Source organism: Acinetobacter sp. Ac8 (genome assembly GCF_055392545.1).
The window spans coordinates 3,655,493-3,678,337 of record NZ_AP043689.1 but is presented as its reverse complement, the minus strand read 5'-3'; the positions used below and the strand labels follow the sequence as shown (position 1 = coordinate 3,678,337).

At 38.7% G+C, this 22,845-nt stretch carries 18 protein-coding genes and 2 pseudogenes; 18 read left to right on the top strand and 2 right to left on the bottom strand.

Features of this window, described 5'->3' with window-relative positions:
• The first annotated feature begins 3 nt into the window (after positions 1–3).
• The 7 genes and pseudogenes from ACZ5QH_RS17445 to ACZ5QH_RS17415 all read left to right on the top strand — a co-directional run.
• Positions 4–3,165 (top strand): type VI secretion system Vgr family protein, encoded by a 3,162-nt coding sequence (locus tag ACZ5QH_RS17445; RefSeq protein ID WP_303576393.1) that lies wholly within the window; start codon positions 4–6, stop codon positions 3,163–3,165.
• A 12-nt stretch (positions 3,166–3,177) separates the two neighbouring features.
• A complete protein-coding gene (locus ACZ5QH_RS17440) occupies positions 3,178–8,121 on the top strand; it encodes an RHS repeat-associated core domain-containing protein (protein ID WP_464016754.1) in 4,944 nt (1,647 codons plus the stop codon).
• Between the two features lie 8 nt (positions 8,122–8,129).
• On the top strand, positions 8,130–8,477 hold the full coding sequence (locus tag ACZ5QH_RS17435) for a hypothetical protein (RefSeq protein ID WP_227549130.1): 348 nt from the start codon (positions 8,130–8,132) through the stop codon (positions 8,475–8,477).
• A gap of 40 nt (positions 8,478–8,517) precedes the next feature.
• Positions 8,518–8,862 carry a hypothetical protein gene (locus tag ACZ5QH_RS17430; protein WP_252720714.1) on the top strand — a complete coding sequence of 115 codons (345 nt, stop codon included), beginning with the start codon at positions 8,518–8,520 and terminating at the stop codon, positions 8,860–8,862.
• 261 nt (positions 8,863–9,123) lie between these two features.
• Positions 9,124–9,915, top strand: a pseudogene (locus ACZ5QH_RS17425) (RHS repeat domain-containing protein); the annotation flags it as partial.
• Positions 9,916–9,917: 2 nt separating this feature from the next.
• Positions 9,918–10,424 carry a hypothetical protein gene (locus tag ACZ5QH_RS17420; RefSeq protein WP_303576391.1) on the top strand — a complete coding sequence of 169 codons (507 nt, stop codon included), beginning with the start codon at positions 9,918–9,920 and terminating at the stop codon, positions 10,422–10,424.
• A gap of 389 nt (positions 10,425–10,813) precedes the next feature.
• Positions 10,814–11,276 (top strand): annotated as a pseudogene (locus ACZ5QH_RS17415) (RHS repeat domain-containing protein); the annotation flags it as partial.
• A 105-nt stretch (positions 11,277–11,381) separates the two neighbouring features.
• Here ACZ5QH_RS17415 and ACZ5QH_RS17410 read toward each other — a convergent pair.
• Positions 11,382–11,723, bottom strand: a complete 342-nt coding sequence (locus ACZ5QH_RS17410) for a winged helix-turn-helix transcriptional regulator (protein ID WP_105713494.1) — start codon at positions 11,721–11,723, stop codon at positions 11,382–11,384.
• A gap of 142 nt (positions 11,724–11,865) precedes the next feature.
• Here ACZ5QH_RS17410 and ACZ5QH_RS17405 point away from each other — a divergent pair, with 142 nt between their 5' ends.
• The 4 genes from ACZ5QH_RS17405 (at position 11,866) to ACZ5QH_RS17390 (ending at position 15,613) form a co-directional block, all read left to right on the top strand.
• The gene (locus tag ACZ5QH_RS17405; RefSeq protein ID WP_105713495.1) at positions 11,866–12,522 is read left to right on the top strand and encodes a DsbA family protein; all 657 of its coding nucleotides are present in this window, start codon (positions 11,866–11,868) and stop codon (positions 12,520–12,522) included.
• A gap of 25 nt (positions 12,523–12,547) precedes the next feature.
• The gene (locus ACZ5QH_RS17400; RefSeq protein WP_096734909.1) at positions 12,548–13,408 is read left to right on the top strand and encodes a Vmh family MBL fold metallo-hydrolase; all 861 of its coding nucleotides are present in this window, start codon (positions 12,548–12,550) and stop codon (positions 13,406–13,408) included.
• 469 nt (positions 13,409–13,877) lie between these two features.
• A complete protein-coding gene (gene hchA, locus ACZ5QH_RS17395; protein WP_166781975.1) occupies positions 13,878–14,747 on the top strand; it encodes a glyoxalase III HchA in 870 nt (289 codons plus the stop codon).
• Between the two features lie 128 nt (positions 14,748–14,875).
• A complete protein-coding gene (locus ACZ5QH_RS17390; RefSeq protein WP_303576390.1) occupies positions 14,876–15,613 on the top strand; it encodes a PA1136 family autoinducer-binding transcriptional regulator in 738 nt (245 codons plus the stop codon).
• Between the two features lie 229 nt (positions 15,614–15,842).
• On the opposite strand, the gene ACZ5QH_RS17385 is transcribed toward ACZ5QH_RS17390, so the two are convergent.
• Entirely contained in the window at positions 15,843–16,658 is an 816-nt protein-coding gene (locus ACZ5QH_RS17385; RefSeq protein WP_303576389.1) for an IclR family transcriptional regulator, read from the bottom strand.
• A 258-nt stretch (positions 16,659–16,916) separates the two neighbouring features.
• Between ACZ5QH_RS17385 and ACZ5QH_RS17380 the strand changes: the two genes are divergently transcribed.
• From ACZ5QH_RS17380 to ACZ5QH_RS17350, 7 genes are read left to right on the top strand one after another with little or no spacing between them, the layout of a single operon-like run.
• Entirely contained in the window at positions 16,917–17,222 is a 306-nt protein-coding gene (locus ACZ5QH_RS17380) for a non-heme iron oxygenase ferredoxin subunit (protein ID WP_034615827.1), read from the top strand.
• A 25-nt stretch (positions 17,223–17,247) separates the two neighbouring features.
• Positions 17,248–17,547, top strand: coding sequence for a recombinase-like helix-turn-helix domain-containing protein (locus tag ACZ5QH_RS17375; RefSeq protein ID WP_004823462.1), 300 nt, complete (start codon positions 17,248–17,250; stop codon positions 17,545–17,547).
• Between the two features lie 17 nt (positions 17,548–17,564).
• On the top strand, positions 17,565–18,632 hold the full coding sequence (locus ACZ5QH_RS17370; protein WP_034615805.1) for an aromatic ring-hydroxylating oxygenase subunit alpha: 1,068 nt from the start codon (positions 17,565–17,567) through the stop codon (positions 18,630–18,632).
• Positions 18,625–19,389, top strand: a complete 765-nt coding sequence (locus ACZ5QH_RS17365; RefSeq protein WP_303576388.1) for an SDR family oxidoreductase — start codon at positions 18,625–18,627, stop codon at positions 19,387–19,389. Before ACZ5QH_RS17370 ends, ACZ5QH_RS17365 begins: the two co-directional genes overlap by 8 nt.
• Positions 19,390–19,400: 11 nt before the next feature.
• Positions 19,401–20,333, top strand: coding sequence for a VOC family protein (locus ACZ5QH_RS17360; protein ID WP_004717628.1), 933 nt, complete (start codon positions 19,401–19,403; stop codon positions 20,331–20,333).
• A gap of 25 nt (positions 20,334–20,358) precedes the next feature.
• Entirely contained in the window at positions 20,359–21,570 is a 1,212-nt protein-coding gene (locus ACZ5QH_RS17355; protein ID WP_239045103.1) for an NAD(P)/FAD-dependent oxidoreductase, read from the top strand.
• A 40-nt stretch (positions 21,571–21,610) separates the two neighbouring features.
• A complete protein-coding gene (locus ACZ5QH_RS17350; RefSeq protein WP_004823455.1) occupies positions 21,611–22,834 on the top strand; it encodes an MFS transporter in 1,224 nt (407 codons plus the stop codon).
• Positions 22,835–22,845: the final 11 nt, after the last annotated feature.

Here is a 22,845-nt window from a genome sequence, read left to right as displayed (position 1 = left end):
TGCATGTCTAACAATATTTACGCTGCTTTGGAGCAGCTTGGCTTATCAGCACAAAAACGTGCGATCCACGTACAATTTTCTAATTCGGCGTTGAGCCAACAGGTGTTCCTACAACGTATCGATGGAACACATCAAATCAATGAGGCTGTTCGGCTCCAACTCATCTGTCTTGCGACGTCAGCAACAATCCCTTTAAAAAGCTTTATTGGAACTCAAGCTGCAATCGATATTGTCACAGATAAATCCGAATTAACCCGTATTTCAGGGATTGTGACCCAAGCCGATATTGGCGCATCTGATGGTTCTCTTACCATCTATCGTTTGACTGTAGAAGACCCAACAGCACTTTGGAAACACCGTAGAAACTCTCGAGTATTTATGAATAAGTCGGTTGTGGATGTGATCCAGACTGTGTTCCAAGAATGGGTGCAACGCAGCCCACTGTTTGCTTCAAGTCTGACATTGGACAAGAGTGGACTGAGCAAAGACTATGATGTACGCCCATTTATTATGCAGGCATCTGAAAGTGATTTTGACTTCCTGACCCGTTTGATGAGAAGTGAAGGGATTAACTGGCTGATCGATGAAGCACAACTTAAAGTGTCGAGTTCAACAGAACAAATCCAAGCACAAAAGCTTCGTTTAATTGATGATAATTCGCAATTTAGTGCCTTAGAACGCCGCAATATTCGCTTCCATAGAAGCAGCGCCGTAGAAAAAACTGATTCAATTACCAATTTTATTGGTCAGCGTTCCATTCAACCGACTTCAGTGTATATCCAACGTTGGCAAGCTGATGTATTGGATATCGATGAAGGCGCTGGCAGTGTCCAAAGTAAACATAGCCATAGTGAAAATTATGACAATGCCAGTCTAGCTTTAGAACAAGCATGGCACTTTAGCCCTGCATGGATACAAGACCTTAATGGCGAAGATGGTGCAACGCCATCGAGCAACAGTCAGATTGAAAAGTTTAATCAAAACCTCAGTAACTACTACGATTCACAAGCCAAACAATTTACAGCAACGTCAACAGTGCGCGATGCACATGTTGGTTATTGGTTTGAACTGAATGAACACCCTGAGATAGATCAACACTCAGGTGCAGACAAAGAATTTTTAATCACGGCTAAAAGCTTTTATAACCAAAATAACTTACCTAAAGATCTCACCGATCAAGTCACAGCTTTAGTCCAACAAAGCAATTGGCAAACAAGTCAAATCACCAGCAACACGAGTGATGAACGTCAAGCCAGCAATTTAACCATTCAACGTCGTAATATCAGCACGGTTCCAGCCTATAACCCATTACAACACCGACCGGTTGCATCACCACAACGGGCCAAAGTGGTGGGGCCAAGTGGAGAAGAAATCCATGTCGATGAATGGGGGCGTATTAAAGTTCGCTTCCTGTTTAGCCGTAATGAAGACAATACCCATGATGGCGGTGCGGGTTCCAATGACAATGACACAGATTCAGCGTGGGTCGATGTCCTGACCCCATGGGCAGGTGAAGGCTATGGTGCGCGATTCTTACCGAGAATCGGTGAGATTGTTGTGATTGATTTCTTTGATGGCAACATTGACCGTCCATTTGTGGTTGGGCGCATCCATGAAGCGCAACGCCATCCAAGCAAGTTTGATGACAAAGGTAAACTGCCTGACACCAAGAAGCTTGCAGGAATAAAAAGTCGAGAGTATCAAGGCAGTGGTTACAATCAACTGAGGTTTGACGATACTACTGGCCAAATCAGTAGCCAGTTACAGAGTAGTCATGCCGCCAGCCAACTCAACTTGGGCAAACTGAGTCATCCTAAAGACAAAGCGGAAAGTGATGATCGTGGAGAAGGCTTTGAACTTCGTACTGACCAATGGGGAGCAGTACGTGCAGGGCAAGGTTTACTACTTTCGACTTATAAACAAGACCAAGCCAAAGGTGATCACCTTGATTCAGAGCTTGCCAAAAAGCAACTTGAAGGTAGTCAGACCAACAGTAAAGCCTTAAGCGATATTGCCAAGAACCAAAAGACGGATGAAATTGAATCAATTGAGCAACTAAAAGAATTTACAGAACAGCTTGAGCAAAAAATTGCAAAATTCAATAAAGCCTTGCTTTTATTAAGCTCACAAGATGGGATTGCCTTAAGTACCCCTGAAGATATTCATATCTCCGCAGATTCGCAGATCAATCAAATTGCAGGCGATAGCATCAACTTGAGTACGCAAAAGAATTTGATTGCACACGCGCAAAACAAACTCAGTTTATTTGCTGCTCAAGGTGGCATTAAAGCTATTGCAGCGCAAAGTAAAGTCGAGATTCAAGCACAGTCCGATGCTTTAGATGTATTTGCCAAGCTGGGTATTAACATTTCATCTACTGATGACAAAGTTGTGATTAGTAGTCCTAAAGAGGTTGTGATTACAGGTGGTTCATCGCAAATTGCACTGAATAATTCAGGAATTTTCCCAAAAACAGGTGGGAAGTTTGAGGTGAATGCTGGACAGCATGTGTTTCAGGGCGGGGCAAGTGTTAGTGCTAAATCTAATCTACCACCACCACCGAAACGTGCTTCAGGTATTTTGGAGTTATTACATGATTATTCGCATGGTGAATTTGTTAAAGGGGCTGGTTATACAGTCACAGACACTTTGGGCAAAGTTGTCAATGGGAAGTTGGATGATAAAGGTTTTGCGCGTGTTTCAGGTTTAGCGACTGGTTCAGTCAAAGTTTTATTTGAGCCTGATCCTCGTGATCCATGGGATGAATCGAGTGATTTTAAACGTAAAGTAGATTGGCCAAATAAAAATGATGAAGAAGGGAATATTGGTATTCAATCTGGTACTAAAGGTTTAACGGATACTTTGAAAAATGGTTTTAAGCAATTGAGCCAGCTTGCGAGTAATGTTAAATCGGTACAACAAAAAATTGAATCTGTTAAAAAGTTGAAAGACCAAGGTGCGAAAGCTTTATTACCAATGGTGATGCAACAGGTGGCAGGCTCAAGTGAGATTACAAATTTAAGTCAGTCGTTTGGTAGTAGCACAGGTTTTGTAGCATCGGATCAGCAAAGTAATCCATTAAGAACATTAACACAGTCTTCTCAGCCGAATATAAGCAACAACATTACATCTAATATTCAATCACCATTTAAAACATTTTTATAATTAGAGAAGAACATGGCACAAAGTACTCCTGAAGTTGTCGCACCCTTAAATACATTAACAATTGCTGATGTCCAAAATTCTAAAGCAAAGATCGATAAATGGTTAAAAGCTAAAACAAATAATAATGTTACTTTGGATCGAGTTGAAACGGTGGCAAGAAATATACCATTTTTAGGGAGTATATTTGCTGCTGTTGATGTGGTCTCTGATGTGATGCAAATTTATGATAAGGGATTTAGCAACGCTGATATTATAGATTGGGCAAATTTAGGAATTGATGCAATTGCAATTATCCCAGGTCCAGCAACAGCGACTGCCCGCACAATGGCGCGTCCTGCATTATTTTTAGTTAGAGAAGAAATAAGACGAATTACCAAAAATGGTGTAAAAAAATTCACTAAAGAGCAACTTGGTCCCGCGATTAGCGCAACTATTGTTAGTGTTATAGCTGAGCATTTAAGCTCGGCATTGGCGGGCGATGTCGAAAAGTTTGCGACTGAAGCTCAGAAGAGATTAAATTCAACACTGACTGACACGGGTGCATGGGTTGAAAAGAGTGCAACAACAATCAATACAGGAATACGTGAAATTGTTGAGAAAGGGACAATTGCAAAACCTGATGCCAATTATAAAAGAGCAGAAGAACAAAGAGCTGCCATTATTCCTCGCTTAATGAATGGCGAGATTCTAAGAGCAGGAAAAAATATAGTTTACACTGTTGAGAATACTTGGAAAGGAGATGCAAAGAGTGGTGCTAATTTACTGACCAAAGGTGCAATGTGGGTAATTAAAAATGAAGATAAAGCTGCTGTTTTAAAACTCGGTAGCAATATTAATCAACTCGGAATAACAGCAAACACAAAAATAAAAAGTTTAGGGGGTGCTGAAACAGCTTTCACCATCGGATGGCTGTTATCTGTTTTACTATTGGCAGTAAAAAAACATAAAAAAGATGCCGCTAAAGCAGCACAAATCAAAGCACAACAAACAGCTGAAGCTAAAAAACAACATAATGATGCTCGATTAGAAAAATCAACGTCTCAAGCCCCAGCAAATAAAAATGCCAGCCAATGTAAAAATTGTATGGGGAGTACGAGTGGTGCAATTACCTTTGCCATGGGGACGGAATTCTTCTCCCATTTTGATGCTCAAATTGGCGGTATGATTCAAGACAGTATCAATCGTACCTATGCGTCAAATTTGTATCAGATGGATGACTCCATTTTTGGCGCACGTTGGATTACACCTTTCACCACTAAAATTTCACGTAAATTCAAATACGATCCTAAAAACAAAGAGCAAAAAGACTACCAAAAAGGCTTGGAATATATCGGTTTGGATGGACGACCAATTGATCTGCCTCAGTTAAAGAAAGGTCAAAGTATTTATGATCCAGTCGAACAGCATACTTATACGGTACTGTCAGATCAATTACATCTCATCGCTTATGGTGATGATGAAAAGCGATTCTATGAAAAATATGGTGAAGACTATCGCCTGTCTTATATAGAACGTAAACATGGATTTAAAGTTGCACTACGCTATGACCATGTCAATGCAGAGAAGAAATCTATTCTTTCGGACATTCTATTCAAACAGGACGACCGTGAACTGGCACATCTCGCTCTACAGCTCACTCCACAAGGCTTAGTTTCTGATATTTGGACAGTCAAAAAAGGTCAGTTAGATCGTGTATTAGCCAGCTACGATTATGATGAGCACGGTGACTTAATCAAAGCCACCAACGAATTTGCTGCATCCTACCATTACCAATATAAGCACCACCTTATCACTCGATATACTGATTTGACCCAACGCGGTATGAATCTGAAATGGGATGGTATTTTACCGACATCTAAAGCCATTGAAGAATGGGCAGACAATGCCAGTCGTGCTGCAAAAATTGACTGGGATCAAAACATTCGTAAAACCTATGTGATGGATGTTGAAGGTAATACCACTGAACATTTTTACGATATCGATGGCTATACCTATCGTATTGTCTATCCCGATAATTTTCAGGAATGGTTCTTTAGAGACAATGCCAAAAACATCACTTTGCATATCGCTAAAGATGGCTCAAAAACCTCTTATACTTACGATGAGCGTGGTAATGTCTTAACCAATACCCAAGACAATGGTGCAACCAGTTATTTTGAATATGATGACAAAGATAATCTGATTGGGATGGTTGATGCAGAACAAGGTCGTTGGTTTAAGCAATACGATAGTTCAGGCAATCTGATCAAAGAGATTGATCCACTGAAACATGAAACTGCTTATGCTTACAATGGCATGGGTTTAGTGACTTCAATCACCGATGCCAAAGGTGGCTCTAAAGCCCTGAAATACGATGATCAAGGTAACTTACTTAGCTATACCGATTGTTCAGGCAAAGAAACAAAATGGCAATACGATGAACGTGGCCGTGTTAAAAATATTGAAAATGCTCTAAAACAAAAAGTTGAATATTTCTATACTGAGCTGACCACTGAAAAAAGAGAACCAATCATCAAAGGCTTACCTTTAAATGCCTTTGGTCAACTGGAAAAAATCCAACATGCTGATGGCGCAGTAGAACACTTTGTTCATGATGCTGAAGGACGCTTACTGGTTCATATTGATCCAAAACAACATCAAACACGCTATGAATACGACGAAGCAGGTTTAATCCTGTCACGTACCGATGCACTCAACCATAAACTGAAATACAAGTGGGATCGCCTTGGACGTTTGACCCGATTGATTAATGAGAACGGTGCAAGTTACCAATTCTTCTACGATCTTGGTGGACGCTTAATCAAAGAAATTGACTTTGATGATAAAGAAACCATTTACCACTACGATGAAGGCACAGGACAGCTTGCGACCAGTATCGAAGTTGCTTCAGCACATGGGCAAGACCTCAAAGACCGTGCTGCCCCGAAAGATCGAATTCAACAATTCATCTTTGACAGTATGGGGCGTTTGGAACAACGTACCGCAGGCTATGGTCACTACGGCTTAGAACTTGAAGCCAAACAGACTGAAGAATTTGCCTACGATTACATGGGGCGTATTTTGCATGCCAAGAATGCAGAGACTAACCTACAATGGTTCTACGATGCTGCGGGCAATGTGATCAAAGAACACCAACAGGATTACAAGAGTAACAAAACAGCAGTATGGAAACACAGCTACGATGAAATCAATGATCGAATCAAAACCATACGTCCTGATGGACAAAACATTGATTGGCTAACTTATGGTACAGGGCATGTACAAAGCCTGATTGTCAATGGACAAGACCTTGTCAGTTTTGAACGAGATGACCTACACCGTGAAATTGTACGTCACTACGCCAATGGCATCAGCCAAGAACAACAGTTCGACCTTGCTGGACGCTTACACAGCCAAATCATGCTGAATGAACATGACAATGGCTACCAAAACCAATACTCAGCGCAAAATCAAGCAAAACAGAACAATGCCTTACAGCAAACTAGTCAATTGGTACAACGACTGTATCAATACGACAAAACAGGTGAATTGACTGCCATCAAAGATTCTCGTCGTGGCAACATTGCCTACAAATACGATCCTGTAGGACGCTTACTTGAAGCAAGCAGTAAATTGGGTAAAGAAACCTTTAAATTTGACCCTGCCAGTAACATCATAGATCGCTACAATGATGACAAAGCCCAACATCAAGATCAAAACTATGTACAACGAGCAGAAGAAAAAGGCTATGGCTACAATCGTCTAGTCAATAACGTGGTCAAAGAATACCTAGACCAACAATACCAATATGATGCATACGGACAATTGGTTCGACAAAAATCAACGCAAGGTGATTTAAATCTTGAGTGGGATGTTTATGGTCGAATGATCAAAAGCCGTAACAGCCAATACACAGCAGAATATCGCTATGACGCTTTAGGACGAAGAATACAAAAACGTAGTAAGCACCACCATACAGGTGATGAGCACAACATCATCTATGGATGGGATGGTGACACATTGGCTTATGAGTCAACAGAACAAGCCACTAAACACTATATCTACGAAAAAGATAGTTTTGTGCCGATGCTGCAAGCCGTCTATCAAAGCCCTATAGAACTACACCAAACACCTCATTGGTCAGACAAGCCGTATAGTGTACATCGTGACCCATTGTGGAAAACTACCAAACAAAGCAAAGGCTTTGATGATGTATGGTTCTATCATTGTGACCACTTAGGTACGCCACAGGAAATGACAGACCACTCAGGGGCAATCATTTGGAAAGCACAATATAAGGATTGGGGTGAATGTCAAACAGAGAAAGCGAAGTCTAATTTCTTTGAAAATTCAGAAATCATCAGCAATAATATTCGTTTCCAAGGTCAGTATTTCGATTTAGAGACGGGTTTACACTATAACCGGTATCGTTATTACTCGCCCTATGTGGGACGGTTTGTAAGTAAAGATCCAATTGGGTTGTTGGGGGGAAGTAATAATTATGCTTATACCCCAAGTCCTACAGAATGGGTTGATCCACTAGGATTAAGCTGTCAAAAAATACCAAAAGGCTTTAAAAGCTTTGGTCAATTAAAGCAGTTTGGACAAGCGATGCAGGCAGGGTTTTCTAAATTAGGATTTAAAGGTGCGACGATGTATATGCAAGGAAGTGCACATAGTGGTAGAAGTTTTGAGACGGGTAAAGCTTTTGATGATGGAAGAGTAAGTGATTTTGACATAGCTGTGATTCAACCAGAATTATTTGAAAAAGCAAAAAAAATGGGTTTAGCAAAAGGTAATCGTACATTACCTATTGAGATAAACTCAGTCGAAGCAAATAAATTAGGTATTAATGGTGTACTTCAAAAGATGTCAAAACTCGCGGGAGGACGGGATGTAAATGTTATGATATTTGATAGTCCAGAAAGTGCCAAAGCTAAAGCGGAAGGTACAAGAATTCCAGCAAACTGTATGTAAGGTGTAAAATGAAAAAGAGTTTTTTTTTAGCATATACGACAAACTTAAACCCAATTGATTTAGTTCGAATTTTTGAAAAAAAATTTGATATTTCTTTTATTGAACATAGCAGCGATTATTTGGGAAATTATTACTCTTATGAGGGATTATTTTGTGATAATTTTAAAATATTGCAAAATAAGTTACCTGATGGTGATTTGCAAATAAATGACGGTGGAATAGAAACTATTTTGAAATTGGGTTTTTTTAATGGAAAAAATAAAGAAAAACAAAGTAAGTATGAATTTATGAAAAAACAATTAGCGAGTTTGGATAATATAAATTTACATTCATTTGATATTTTTGAAGAGGAATGAAGGCACTAATACGATAAGAGACCATGTGAAAGGAACATAAATGAAGACTTGGGATCAAGTAGTAGAAAGTGCAGCTGAATTTATATCTTTTTTGGAAAAAGGTAATTTTTATAATACTAAGTTTAGTACTGAAAAAGATTACAAGATTATTTTTGATGCTAATTTAGGGATAGATTATGCGACTAATGATAGTTTTGATGATTTTGATGAATGGGAAACTGTGACTGATCCCCCCGATATTTTTCTAGAAAGCTTTGAATGGAACGATCGGATTAAATATAAATTAAAACAAAAAAATTATTTTGGATTTGAAAATCAAGACTTTAACGGAGCTAAAGAAAAATGGATAACGGGTGAAGCTTGTCTGATAGTAGAGTTAATGTAATGTATATAGATATAGGTATAATATTTCAATGTTATGCAAATGACTATTTTCCTACAATCTGGAAAGAAATTTTAGAAATATATTTAAATGGTGGTTTTCCGTGTGGATGGGATGGTCATCTACCTGAAGGGAAAATTGTAGTTTTTTCTAATCAATAAAATTTAAAATCAGATAAGTTATTTCAAATTATACAAAGCTCAATGATAGCTTCATTGAGCTTATTTTTATTTTAATGATTCATATAACGTACGCCAAAATTTGCTATCGAAAACCACCAAGCAAAGCAAAGGCTTCGATGATTTATTGTTTTACCACTGTGACCACTTAGGTACACCACAAGAAATGAGTGATCAGTCTGGTGCTGTCATTTGGAAGGCGGAGTATAAGGCGTGGGCTGAATGTAAGACTGAAAAAGTAAAATCAAGTTTCTTTGAAAATTCTGAAATTATTTCAAATAATATTCGTTTTCAAGGTCAATATTTTGATCAAGAGACAGGGTTGCATTATAACCGTTATCGTTATTACTCGCCTTATGTAGGGAGGTTTGTTAGTAAAGATCCAGTGGGTTTATTTGGTGGTGTTAATTTTTATCAGTACGCACATAACCCTCTAGAATGGGTTGACCCTCTAGGTTTGAAACAAAGAAGTTTAGATGAAATAAAAGTAGATAGACGACATAGGGAAAATTCTAAATCAGGAGTGTATTTAAAACATACGCAAGCAAAATGTAAAGACACTGCTATAAAATATTCTAGCTATGGGAAACCAGCTCAATATTGGAGTGATAGTTTAGGGTGTAGTGCGACAACACCACAAGTTACTGCTTTCAGAAATAGAATTGAGAAAGAAGGTTTATCAAAAGGTATAGAACATGAAAATGATGGTAAAGGATCACATTATTATATTTATGATGCGGGGAGAGTGATTGGTTACAACGAAGGAAAACCAACACAGTATATGCGCATTGAGGTTTCTTCAAGTACTAATGAGTTTCATGGACATCCGATATCTGAAGCACGTTATAATGGCTATTATCGTAAAAGGATTAAATAAGTATGAGTTATGAAGCTTTTTTAAATGAAAATTTTTTGCTTCCATTAAAAGTGACTAGAAATTGGATGATTGTAAAAAATTATCTATATAACGTAGATTTACAATGGTTAAATTCGTTAAATGAAGATGAAAGGTTTGATGTAATAGATGCCTATTTTTATACAAACATTTTTTATGCATCAAATTCAATTGAATTAAAATCAATAACATATAGGTTAATATTGGACGTGTATATTATTCCTATAATTGAGAATGATATATATGTGAATTTTCAATATGAGCTTACAGTAAATTTAATTAATTTAAATAAAAAAAGTGAAAGTTTAGATTTTGTTGAGTTTGAATTAAAAAAAATAAGTGATTTATTGAAATTGATTGATAAAACTATGTCTTATGTATCCTTAGACTTAATTAATAACATTGAAAGTAATGATTTTAAAATTGGTCTAGTTCTAGAGAATATTGTTAATTCACTAAACCTAGGAAGAAAGATAATAAGGGGTCAGTAATGGCTTTGTTTACACAAACCTATTATTAAAGGCATCTTTAGCAATAAATTGATATTAAATTTAGATCAAAACCATATTTAAAAGGGATGAGATGTGAAAGTTTCGGTTTTAGAATATTTAAAAACCATGAACTTGATGATTTAAGCCCAAAAGCGATATACAAAAGAAATTATCAAATGAAGTATAGAAGATTAACATTTACATTAAATTCTAAATTTTATATCAAAGAGAATGTAAGTTTATTTGATAAAGCATTTCAAATTAAGCTAGAAGAAACAGATAAATTTGAAGAAAAATTAGGATTTATTGCGCAAAATGAATTTTTTTCATTGGCATTCATGGAATCGAGAGTTTGGCGTGCTAAATGATGAGTCTGAGTCTGCAGAAGATTATACCAAACACCTGATTGGACAGATAAACCGTATAATATTTACCGTGATCCGATATGGAAAACCACCAAGAAAAGCAAAGGCTTTGATGATGTATGGTTCTACCATTGTGACCATTTGGGTACACCACAGGAAATGACAGACCACTCAGGTTTGATCATTTGGAAACCGCAATACAAGGTGTGGGGTGAGTGCAAAGCTGAAAAGGCTAATTCCAATTTCTTTGAAAACTCAGAAATTATTTCAAACAATATCCGTTTCCAAGGTGCATGAGCAAAGACAGAGCATTGCTCTGTCTGAAGCGCAAGGATCAAGAAATAGGGCTTCACTATACCGTTATCGTTATTACTCGCCTTATGTGGGACGGTTTGTAAGTAAAGATCCAATTGGATTGTTTGGTGGATTGAATAAATATCAATATGCACCAAATTCTACACAATGGGTTGATGTCCTTGGTTTAAATAAGTATTTCATTGGCAGTATGGACCAAATGTCTTTTAAAGCTTCTGCGTTAAAATCATTAGTGCCACACTCTAAAGAATGGATGGAAACTTATAACAATTCCAAGTTAATTTTCATTTTGTTCAATCCATTGAACCAAATCATAAATTTTTTCAGCGACTTCAACTCCTTTATTTTCAGATAAAGAATATTCTACATGTGGCGGAATAACTGGATATTCCTTACGAATCACAAAACCATCATTTTCCAAATCACGTAAAGTTTGAGTCAACATTTTTTCACTGATGCCATCAATTCTACGTCTTAACTCACTAAAACGGTGAGTCCCTCTTCTTAAACAGAACATGACCAAAACGCCCCAACGATTGGTTAAATGCATAAGCTTAACCCGAGAGGGGCAATTCTTTGACAACACATTTGCGGCTAAACAAGATTCATCAGTATTCATAAACTTTCCACGACTAAAAAACACTTACTTTTTAGTAAGTACTTACAAAAAGTAAGTTTATTATTTACTATAACAAATATCAGCAAAACTGTGTGGCTTTTCACATATTTTGAATCATATATTTATAGATGAGAGTTAATTTATGGCTTCTCCAATTCTACACTGGATTATCGACCCGATCTGCGGCTGGAGTTATGGTGCACTGCCTTTAATTAATGCAGTCGAAGAAAAATTTCCAAATCTACAACGTCTACATTTTGGTGGACTTTATAGTGAAGATCATCAACCACAAATGACAGCAGCAATGCGAACACAGATCATTCACTATGATGAACAAATCCATCAACTCACAGGTGTTGATTTTGGTGATGAATATAAAAATGGTTTGCTTAAAGACAGCACACTGATCATGAACTCTATCCCTGCAACTCATGCTTTACTGAGTATTCAGCAGGGGTTAGGGCATAGCGCGATGATATCGTTATTAAATTTAATACAACAGGGCTACTATCAAAAAGGGCTAAATGTCACACAATATAGTGTGCTGGCGCAATTTGCTGTCGAGTTAGGACTGAATAATGACCAATGGTCAAAATATTTAGATGCGATCGATCAAGATCAACAAGATGAATATATTCAGCATGCACGCCAATTATTATCCCATGTTCGAGGACAAGGTTTTCCAACATTGGTGTATGAAAATCAACATGGTGAAATGGGCAAAATACCGCTTCATGGTTTTTATAATAAATCAGAGGATTTTGTACGTTTTTTAGATCAACAACTACTTAAATCTTAATTTAATTCTAAAGAGAGCCAACAATATGAAATTATTCTTAAAAACACTTCTTGCAAGTTCAGTGATGTTGAGTGCTTCTGCATTTGCAGCAGAGTTAAGTTATAAAGTTTATAACCCACAAGCACAAGGCATTTTTCCAGTTACATCTACACTTATTTCGGGTGAAAAAGATGCAGTGCTGGTCGATGCGCAATTCAGTGTTAACGATGCAAAGAACTTGGTTAAAATCATTCAAGACAGCGGTAAAAACCTTAAATATATTGTGATTACAGCGGGTGATCCAGATTTTTATTTTGGTTTAGAGCCACTGGTACAAGCGTTTCCAGATGCAAAAGTGATTGCAACCCCAGAAGTTGTTAAACATATTGAAGCAACCAAAGAAGGCAAGTTTGCTTATTGGGGACCTATCTTAAAAAATGGTGCGCCATCTCAAGTGATTGTACCGAGTGCCAGTGAAGATAAAACCATTGTGCTAGAAGGTGAAAAAATTGAGATCAAATCACCGGGTAAATACGCATCTTATCTTTGGGTTCCAAGCAATCGTACAATTCTAGGTGGTGTAGGGTTATCTTCAGGGATTCATCTGTGGACAGCAGATGCACAAACTGAAAAAGAACGTAACGAGTGGCGAAAAACGCTAAAACAAATGAATCGTTTAAATCCACGTGCAGTGATTCCTGGACATTATATTGGTGATATTCCAACAGGAACTCAAGCAATCGACTTTACTTATCAATACCTTGTGGATGTTGATCAAGTTTTAAAAGATCATAAAGATTCAGCATCAGTGATTGCTGCTTTAAAAGAAAAATACCCGAACTTGGCCGAAGAAAGTTCTTTGGAGTTAAGCTCTAAAGTGTTGACGGGTGAGATGGAATGGAAATAATTTAACGATGACCTGTTGTTTTAAATTCATGAACTTCGTCATTGTTTGTAAACTAGAATAATGGGTTAAGCTAATCAGGTGAAACTTAATCTAAGATCACGGTTAAGTTTCATCTTCAAAGCCATTGATTTTTTCTAAGCGGAATTTTGAGTTTCAAAGCTAATACACAATCGACATTTAAAAAATCTCTTACAGTATTCAATTTCATCTCCACGTTGTATTTCTGTATCGAAGGTGAGTATTGATCGTAGAAAACATAAAACTTTCTTAAAATATAATTAATTAAAAATCATATACTTGCTGTTAATAAGAGCAGGGTTTATTGGCAGCGATAGCCTGATAAAAATTGAATTCAGCTTATGTTTTAAAATTGTAGAAATAGGGGTTTTCCCTCATTCAAAAATCTTTTTAGGGCAGAATATACTGTGCATGTTGAATATATCCTCTATAAGAACGCTTGGAGTAAAAAATGACTGAACTAAGTAAAATACCTACACCAGATACTGCTGAAGATAATGCATTTTTTCCATCCCCTTATTCTTTAAGCCAGTACACCGCATCGAAAACAGATTATGACGGTACGACTTATCCCAACCCATATCGTGGCGACAAAAAAATTCTGATGATTGCAACGGATGAGCGCTATATCCTGATGCAGAACGGCAAATTCTTTTCTACAGGAAATCATCCAGTTGAAATGTTACTTCCGGTATTTCATTTAGACAATGCAGGCTTTGAGTTTGATATTGCAACGCTCTCAGGCAACCCTGCCAAGTTGGAAATGTGGGCAATGCCGAATGAAGATAAGGTGGTTTTAGATACCTATGCAAAGTATGCTGAAAAACTTAAAAACCCGTTAAAGCTTGATGATATTTTGGACGAGATCATTGCTGGAAACTCACCATATGCAGGGGTTTTCATTCCCGGTGGTCATGGTGTGCTCGCGAAAATTCCTGAAAGTAAAAGTGTAAAAAAAGTTTTAGAATGGGCGATAAACAACGATAAATATGTGATTACACTGTGTCATGGACCCGCAGCTTTACTTGCCGCAGCCGTCGATGAAAAACCAGAAAACTATATATTTAAAGATTATGAAATTTGTGTATTTCCTGACTTTTTAGATAAAGGCGCAAATATTGAAATTGGTTATATGCCTGGGCCATTACAATGGTTGGTGGGTGAAAACCTCGATAAATTAGGCGTTAAAATCCTAAATAAAGGTATCACAGGGCAAGTTCATAAAGACCGAAAACTTCTGACTGGAGACAGTCCTTTGGCATCGCATAATTTAGGTAAGTTAGCTGCTGAAACCTTATTGGCTGATCCTGAATTGGTATAAGCCTCAATCAAGACGTTGTTTCTATTTAGACGCAATTTTTTATCTCAATATTGGAGATCTAGAGGCGATCTGCTGCTGATCTCCAATATTTTAATTTTAAGCGTTCAGTTTAGTGAGAAGACGGCTTTATGAGACTTGCAAGCAATCAACTGGCCGATTTATTGTTTCAGACTGTTCATCAATTGAGACAAGCATGTGACCTCGAAAGTCTATTTAAAATTCTGGTGGGATTTGCTGCTCAGCTAAATTTTGATCGGATTATTGTATGCAGTGTTTCACCTCAAAACCAACATGAATGGATTGATGAAGTTTTCTTTGTGCATGGTAACTGGGTTGATCGCAGCAATATCGAAGAGCGTGAAGTTTATTTACGCCGCTGCCCAATCACCAAGCATATTTTTGAATACGATGAAGCCTTTTTTTGGGCAAAGAGCTTGCATAAAAAAACTGCAAAAGAAACCTATCGGATTATCAAAAGCCCTCTGCATCTTGGTGAGGTCAATGGAATACAAGTGCCCGTATTTGGTCGAACAGGTTTAGAGGGTGCAATTTCATTTGCGGGTGAAATTTCGGATATGGGTACTGATTTTAAATTCACAGTACAGATGGTTTGTAATATTGCCTTTGGTGAAATTTTACATAAACAAAAGCATAGAATTGCGCATAGAAAAATACTGACCAAACGTGAAAAAGAAGTTTTAAAATGGGCAGCAGTGGGTCAAAAGCATTTCGAGATTGCCGACATTTTAAAAATTTCAGAGAGAACTGTTGAAAATCATTTACGCAGTATAAGAAAGCGCTTAGGAGTAAAATCTACTGCTCAAGCAATTGCTTCTGCCATCATAAGCAGAGAAATTGAATTATAAAGCAGCCCGATGTTTGCGACGTTTAAACATTCAGGTTTAGCCAAAAGCGCAGCGATTCTTTTAAGAAACATAGCGTGAGCATTGAGATTTTAAGCCCCCCCAAAAAAAGAAAAGAAATAATAATGATCGCCAAATAAAAACCAGAAGGACTTTTTATTTGGCGTGTATGTGTAGAAAATTTGGTTAGTCTTCACTATACCCAAATTGAAGTAATTAGATTTATCGATGCTTAAAAATAAATAAATTTTGAAATTTTATCAGCATACTCAACCACATTTTGAGAAATCTCACCTCTAAATAAATCTTCTGTATAAGTGCTCAATGGGCAGCTTACAGATAATACGGCAGCGATTTCTTGAGTTGCCTGACTATAAATCGGTGCAGCACTGGCAGCCATATCGGTATTAAAGTGCCCCCAACTGATCATAAAATCCTGACTGCGGACATAGTTTAAACGTTCTAATAAACTCGCCAAATCGCGTGGTGTACGATCAGAATAGATTTTCCAATCGGTAAAATGTTCATAGCGCTTAACCACTTCAGCCTCGGAAAGGCGAGATAAAATTAATTGTCCAATTACGGTGGCATGGGCATGCCAACGTGTACCAATATGCACATTACTGGTAAATGAACCAATAGATTGGGCATTGCTGATAAAGACAATATCGGTGCCTTCTAAAATCGAAAGATGCACAGCGATTTTAATTTTATCGCGTAATTCACGCATGATGGGGCTAGCCAGATCAGTCAGCGATGATTTGGATAAGCTGTTAAAACCAAGTTCCATCACGTTGCTGTTCAGCGCATAAGTCTTTTGCGACATTTTTCTTAAATAACCACAAAACTCTAAAGTGTGGATTAAACGAAAAGCACTCGAACGGTTTACATCTAATTTTTCTGCGATTTCAGAAATGGTCATTTCCTGATGCTGTTGATCAAATAATTTTAAAATGGCTAAGCCACGCACCAAACCCGGTACTAAATAACGTTCATCATTATTGGGTTCAGCATTTTGCTCCAAGAGAGCATCATTTATTAAGTTCATTGCCAAGTTGCCCTATGTTTATTTTGCAATTCCTGCACATGGAATACCACTATAGTAATCATCAATTTTTCTAATCTCAATGTTTATATATAAAACATTTTTTTGATTAAGAAACATCTAAAAATATAACTTTTTATTAATCAATTGAAAAATATAAAAATATAGTATTTGACAAGCAAAATGATCAAAGCTTATGCTATTCATCATGTTTTAAATGCTAAATTAAGTTTTATATATAAAACAAATAAGGATGCAAAAATGAGTTGGATCTCAGTTTGTCAGCAAGATGACATTACCGAAGACGAGCCGAAAGCCATAGAAGTCGAGGGTAAGAAAATTGGTGTTTTTTTTATCGATGACAATTATTTTGCGATCGAGAATGTTTGCCCACATGCCTTTGCGTTACTAACAGAAGGTTTTATTGAAGATCAAACCGTGGAATGCCCATTACATGAGGCAATTTTTGATATTCAAACAGGTGAGCTAAAGAGTGGACCGGGATGTCGTGATTTGTGTACTTATCCCGTACGTGTTGAAGGGCAGGACGTTCAAATTCAACTATAAGTCTTATTTATAAGGATGGAATCTCATGAAAACATTTAATGAGAAGCTAGCGAACTGGATTCATGCCACGCCAGCGACCGAAGCAGGGATCAACAATATTCAAATACCGGGACAGCCAGAACTTCTGGTTTGGCAAACACGCTATAAAGTGCCAACAGTCTATGAGCAGGATTTTGTTCAACATTTAATTCAAGCCTTTTCTTCAGGCGTAACAGAACTTACTGATTTGGTTCAATCTTTAAATCAACAAGGTTTTCGTTGCGAGTCTGGTGAACTTTGGACTTCTGAAACATTTTCTGAAGAAATGCAACGTTTAGGTTATTGATTCAAGGAAGAACAGTGATGAATGCAGCAGTAACAGTGACTCCGAGTGTTGAGGAGTATTTAGATTTAGGTTTACGTGATCAATGGCATCCGGTACTGGCAAGTTGGGAAGTCGCAGCCAATCCTGTGGGTATTACCCGTTTAGGTGAAAATATCGTGGTTTGGCGTGATGACCAAGGTCAGGTGCATGCTTTAGAAGACCGTTGTCCGCACCGTGGTGCGCGTCTTTCTTTAGGTTGGAACTTAGGTAATCGCGTGGCATGTTGGTATCACGGCGTTGAAGTTCGCCATGATGGCAAGGTTGAAGATGTACCCGCAGTACATGAATGCCCAATGAAAGGCACAACCTGTGTGAAAAGCTACCCAGTGATTGAGCAACATGGTGCAATTTTCCTGTGGTTTGGCATTGATCCAAATGAAGTCGCTCAGCCGCTTGATTTTCCTGAGCAATTGGCGAGTGGGGAGTGGAGTTCATTCCTATGCCAAGCGGATTGGAAGGTCAATCATCAATATGCGATTGATAACGTGATGGACCCAATGCATGGCACCTATTTGCATTGTACCTCGCACTCAATGGCGGACGGTGAACGTACTGCAGAAATGAAACACCGCTCAACTGAAAATGGTTTTGTCTTCGAAAAAGAAGGGCAAACAGGGGTTAATTTTGACTGGGTTGAGTATGCCAATACCGGTGCAAGTTGGTTGCGTCTTTCGATTCCTTATCGTAAAGATTTTGGTCCAGGCGGTGAGTTTTGGATTGTGGGTTATGCCACACCGATTGATGCTCAAAATACCCGTGTTTTCTTCTGGCGTTGTCGTAAAGTCAGTGGCTGGCAACGTAATGTCTGGCGTTTTCTTTATCGCAATCATTTAGAAAAACTGCATTGGGATGTCTTGGAACAAGATCGAATTATTTTAGAAAATCTTGCGCCAAATGCACGTCAACATGAATTCCTCTATCAACATGATGTCGGTTTATCGCGCTTACGCCGTTTAATGAAAAAAGAAGCGGAAAAGCAGTTAAAGAAAATTGCGAGCTTGAATAGCTCAAACCGTATTGAAATGCAGGAACAAGTTCATGGTTAATGTCGCATTGTTGCAGGGCAAGAAAGTCTTTGTTACAGGCGCAGCAAGAGGCTTGGGACGAGACTTTGCACAGGCCATTGCCGAAGCCGGTGCTCAAGTGGTCATGGCGGATATCTTGACAGATCTTGTGCAACAAGAAGCAGCAGTATTGCAGGCACAGGGCTTACAAGTAACTGCGGTCACGATTGACTTGGCTGATGCTGATTCGATTCAACAGGCTGTTCAGCAAGCAGTTGAACATTTAGCTGGAATAGATGGTTTGGTGAATTGCGCTGCACTTGCGACCAATGTGGGTGGTAAAAGCTTGATGGATTATGACGCCGATCTATGGGACCGGGTAATGAACATCAATGTCAAAGGGACGTGGTTGGTCACCAAAGCATGTGTGCCATATCTCAAGCAGTCCGATGCAGGTAAGGTAATTAATGTGGCATCGGATACGGCTTTATGGAGCGCACCTAACTTAATGGCCTATGTTGCAAGTAAAGGTGCTTTGCTGGCAATGACCCGTTCGATGGCCAGAGAGTTAGGGCCATTTAATATTTGTATCAATACGCTTTCTCCAGGATTGACGCTGGTTGAAGCAACAGAATATGTACCGCAAGATCGTCATGATTTATATGTAAATGGTCGTGCGATTCAACGTCAGCAGTTACCACAGGATCTGAACGGAACAGCACTTTATTTACTTTCGGATTTGTCCTCATTTGTGACTGGACAGAATATTCCCGTAAATGGTGGTTTTGTCTTTAATTAAGGAATTGTTTCATGATTACAGGGATTGAGATTTTAAAGTTTGGCGTTGAGGATCGGGCTGCTTCAAATAAATTTTTGGCAGATTTTGGTTTAAAGCCAAGCCAATCAGATATTGAGGGTACGGATCTTTATCAAACCCAGAACGGCAGTAAAATTTATTTATTTGATTGTGATGATCCGCGTCTACCACAGGCCATCGAGTCAGGCTCAACTTTACGTGAAGTGACTTGGGGCTTGGATGATGCAGCACAGGATTTGGCTGATTTAGCGACTCGCCTGAAAGATGTAGATGGTTATCAAGCCACGGCTGACATGCTGCAATGCTTAGACCCAAATGGGATGACCATTCGCTTTCAAGCCAGCTTTACCCAAGAGCTACCTGCGTTAAAAACAGAAGGGATTAATCAATACGGCAGTATCACTCGTGTCAATGCAGCCAGTCCAGTGTATGAAAAAGGGCAACCTGTTGCGATTGGACATGTCGTGTTCTTTACCCCAGATTTAGAAAAAACAGAATCGTTCTATATCGAAAAGCTCGGTTTCTTCTTATCGGATGCTTATCGTAATCGTGGTGCTTTTTTACGTTGTCGTGGCAAAGGCTATCACCATGATTTGTTTTTGCTTTCGGTACCCAATAAACCTGCTGGACTCAATCATGTGGCCTTTGTGGTGCGTGATATTCATGAAGTGATTGGCGGTGGCTTAAACATGAACCGTTCTGAATGGTCTACTTTTATTGGTCCAGGTCGTCATCCAATTTCTTCGGCTTACTTCTGGTATGTCAACTCACCTTTGGGTGGTGCATTTGAATACTACACCAATGATGATTATTTGACGGAAGAATGGCAACCACGTGTTGAAGAACATTGTTTAGAACTCTTTACTGAGTGGGCGGTTGAAGGTGGTTTAGATGACCACACTCGTCGCCAAGTCAAACCTGTATAAGCAGTTGGAACAGGAAGATTAAGCTATGCAAAGAATTGTCATTGTTGGCGCAGGACAAGCTGCGGGTTGGGCAGTAAGCACACTCCGTCAACATGGATTTCTAGGTGAAATTCATGTGGTATCCAATGAGGAACGGGTATTTTACGAACGCCCACCCCTGTCAAAACAAGTCCTCTCCAAAGAAGCTAGTTATGATAGTTTGCATCTGTTCTCTGCTGAACAGATGCAAGATTTTAACATTGAGTGGCACAAACCCGCTGTGGCAACACAAGTGGATCGCCAACAAAAACATGTGGTTTTAGAAAGCGGTCAAGTTTTGCCTTATGACAAATTATTGATTGCAACAGGAAGCCGAGCACGTGTACCAGTCAATACATGGCAATTTATTCCCAATGTGGTGACTTTACGTAATGTACAAGACTGCGAACGTTTAGCCGAAATCTTACAACATACGCAAAAGTTAGCAGTAATTGGTGGTGGTTGGATCGGCTTAGAAATTGCAGCAACGGCACGGAAACAAGGCAAACAAGTGCATGTTTTTGAATACGGTGATCGACTTTGTGCACGTAGCGTTAGCCCTGATGTATCTGAATTTTTGCAAAATATGCATCAACAACAAGGTACTCAGATCCATTTAAATAGTAAAAATGTGCATTTGATTGAAGCAGGTCAACAGCAAGTTGAAGTGGTGAATCATCCAAATGCCAGTGAACTGTTTGATTGTGTAGTGGTGGGTGCGGGTGCAGATATTGCCAAAGAGCTGGGTGTGAGTGCGGGTTTAGACGTTAAAGATGGCATTGTCGTCAATGGTTTTGGACAAACTTCAGACCAAGACATTTATGCCGCAGGTGATGTGGCGATACATCCAAGTTTGGGCTATTGCATTCAGTCTTGGGCCAATGCGCAAAATCAAGCCATTGCCACGGCAAAGTCAATGTTAGGTATGGATACGGAATATCTGGATATTCCTTGGTTATGGTCAGACCAGTATCACTACAATATTCAGATTTTAGGGACTTACCAACCTGAAAAAACCAAGCAGATTGTGCTACGTCAAAATGCAGCTGATCAGTGCAGTTATCTTTATCTGGATGAGCAAAACTGTTTGATCAATATGATTGCGATCAATGACTCAAAACTGGTCAAACTGGCAAAGCGCTGGATGCAATCCAATACCGTGTTAGACCCCCAATTATTAGCAGACCCTGAATTTAATGTCATGAAATTAAAACCATAAACATTAAATCCGGTTCATGACTCAATCGAAGGAATGAAATATGAGTAATGAAGAAAAAAGTGGATTGAAGCATTGGGTTCCTGCTTTTGTCCTGATGATCTGTGTCGTTCTGGCATTTTTCGACAAAATTAGTATCGCAGTCTTATTTGCGGACCCGCACTTTCAGGGTGCGATGGGGATTGCCCAAGACAAAGCAAAACTTGGATGGTTAATGACCAGCTTTTTATTGGCTTATGGTTTTTCCTCTGTGTTTTTAAGCTTCTTAGGCGATATTTTTAGTCCTAAAAAAATGCTGTTTTGGAGCGTCTTATCGTGGGGAATACTCATGTTCTGTATGGGTTTTACCACCAACTATACAGGGATGTTGATTCTCCGCGTTCTGCTTGGATTAGCTGAAGGCCCATTATTTGCCTTGGCTTATACCATCGTGAAACAAACTTATACAGATCGTCAGCAAGCACGTGCTTCCACCATGTTTTTGTTGGGTACACCGATCGGTGCCTTCTTGGGTTTTCCAATTACCGCGGCTGTTCTCGCAAAGCATGATTGGCATACCACCTTCTTTGTGATGGCCGGTTTAACTGTAATTGCACTAATTGCGATTGTGTTTGGCTTACGTAATTTACAACTCAAGAAAACCATTGAGCTGGAATCGACCAGTAAACGTGTCAATTTTAAAGGGCATATCCATAACACCAAAGTGCTACTACAGAACGGTTCTTTTTGGTTGGTGTGTATTTTCAATATTGCACTGATGACTTATCTGTGGGGATTAAACAGTTGGGTTCCATCCTACCTGATTCAAGACAAGGGCTTTAACCTTAAAGAGTTTGGTATTTATTCAAGCTTCCCATTTATAGCCATGTTGATTGGTGAAGTGATTGGTGCATTTCTTTCTGACAAGTTAGGTCGTCGTGCCATTCAGGTATTCAGTGGCTTACTGGTGGCTGGCATCTTTATGTATGTCATGGTCATTATGACAGATCCAATTTTAGTGATTGTTGCAATGTCTCTTAGCGCAATGGCTTGGGGCTTTGGTGTCGCAGCAATATTTGCACTACTTGCTCGTGTGACCACCGCTGATGTGGGCGCGACTGCGGGTGGGATTTTTAATGGATTGGGTAATTTTGCCAGTGCAATTGCACCCGTTCTGATCGGTTACATCGTGATGCAAACCCACAGTTTTAATTTAGGAATTACCTTCTTAGCAGCAGTTGCTGTGATTGGATCGTTCTTCTTGGTTCCTTTACTAAAACGTTATTAATTCAAGATATC

Coding starts and splice junctions, on each gene's coding strand:
- ACZ5QH_RS17400 (WP_096734909.1), top strand. CDS start 12,548: ATGAAATTATTCTTAAAAACACTTCTTGCAAGTTCAGTGATGTTGAGT.
- ACZ5QH_RS17420 (WP_303576391.1), top strand. CDS start 9,918: ATGAGTTATGAAGCTTTTTTAAATGAAAATTTTTTGCTTCCATTAAAA.
- ACZ5QH_RS17370 (WP_034615805.1), top strand. CDS start 17,565: ATGAATGCAGCAGTAACAGTGACTCCGAGTGTTGAGGAGTATTTAGAT.
- ACZ5QH_RS17430 (WP_252720714.1), top strand. CDS start 8,518: ATGAAGACTTGGGATCAAGTAGTAGAAAGTGCAGCTGAATTTATATCT.
- ACZ5QH_RS17410 (WP_105713494.1), bottom strand. CDS start 11,723: ATGAATACTGATGAATCTTGTTTAGCCGCAAATGTGTTGTCAAAGAAT.
- ACZ5QH_RS17360 (WP_004717628.1), top strand. CDS start 19,401: ATGATTACAGGGATTGAGATTTTAAAGTTTGGCGTTGAGGATCGGGCT.
- ACZ5QH_RS17385 (WP_303576389.1), bottom strand. CDS start 16,658: ATGAACTTAATAAATGATGCTCTCTTGGAGCAAAATGCTGAACCCAAT.
- ACZ5QH_RS17445 (WP_303576393.1), top strand. CDS start 4: ATGTCTAACAATATTTACGCTGCTTTGGAGCAGCTTGGCTTATCAGCA.
- ACZ5QH_RS17440 (WP_464016754.1), top strand. CDS start 3,178: ATGGCACAAAGTACTCCTGAAGTTGTCGCACCCTTAAATACATTAACA.
- ACZ5QH_RS17390 (WP_303576390.1), top strand. CDS start 14,876: ATGAGACTTGCAAGCAATCAACTGGCCGATTTATTGTTTCAGACTGTT.
- ACZ5QH_RS17435 (WP_227549130.1), top strand. CDS start 8,130: ATGAAAAAGAGTTTTTTTTTAGCATATACGACAAACTTAAACCCAATT.
- ACZ5QH_RS17350 (WP_004823455.1), top strand. CDS start 21,611: ATGAGTAATGAAGAAAAAAGTGGATTGAAGCATTGGGTTCCTGCTTTT.
- ACZ5QH_RS17365 (WP_303576388.1), top strand. CDS start 18,625: ATGGTTAATGTCGCATTGTTGCAGGGCAAGAAAGTCTTTGTTACAGGC.
- ACZ5QH_RS17355 (WP_239045103.1), top strand. CDS start 20,359: ATGCAAAGAATTGTCATTGTTGGCGCAGGACAAGCTGCGGGTTGGGCA.
- ACZ5QH_RS17375 (WP_004823462.1), top strand. CDS start 17,248: ATGAAAACATTTAATGAGAAGCTAGCGAACTGGATTCATGCCACGCCA.
- ACZ5QH_RS17405 (WP_105713495.1), top strand. CDS start 11,866: ATGGCTTCTCCAATTCTACACTGGATTATCGACCCGATCTGCGGCTGG.
- ACZ5QH_RS17380 (WP_034615827.1), top strand. CDS start 16,917: ATGAGTTGGATCTCAGTTTGTCAGCAAGATGACATTACCGAAGACGAG.
- hchA (WP_166781975.1), top strand. CDS start 13,878: ATGACTGAACTAAGTAAAATACCTACACCAGATACTGCTGAAGATAAT.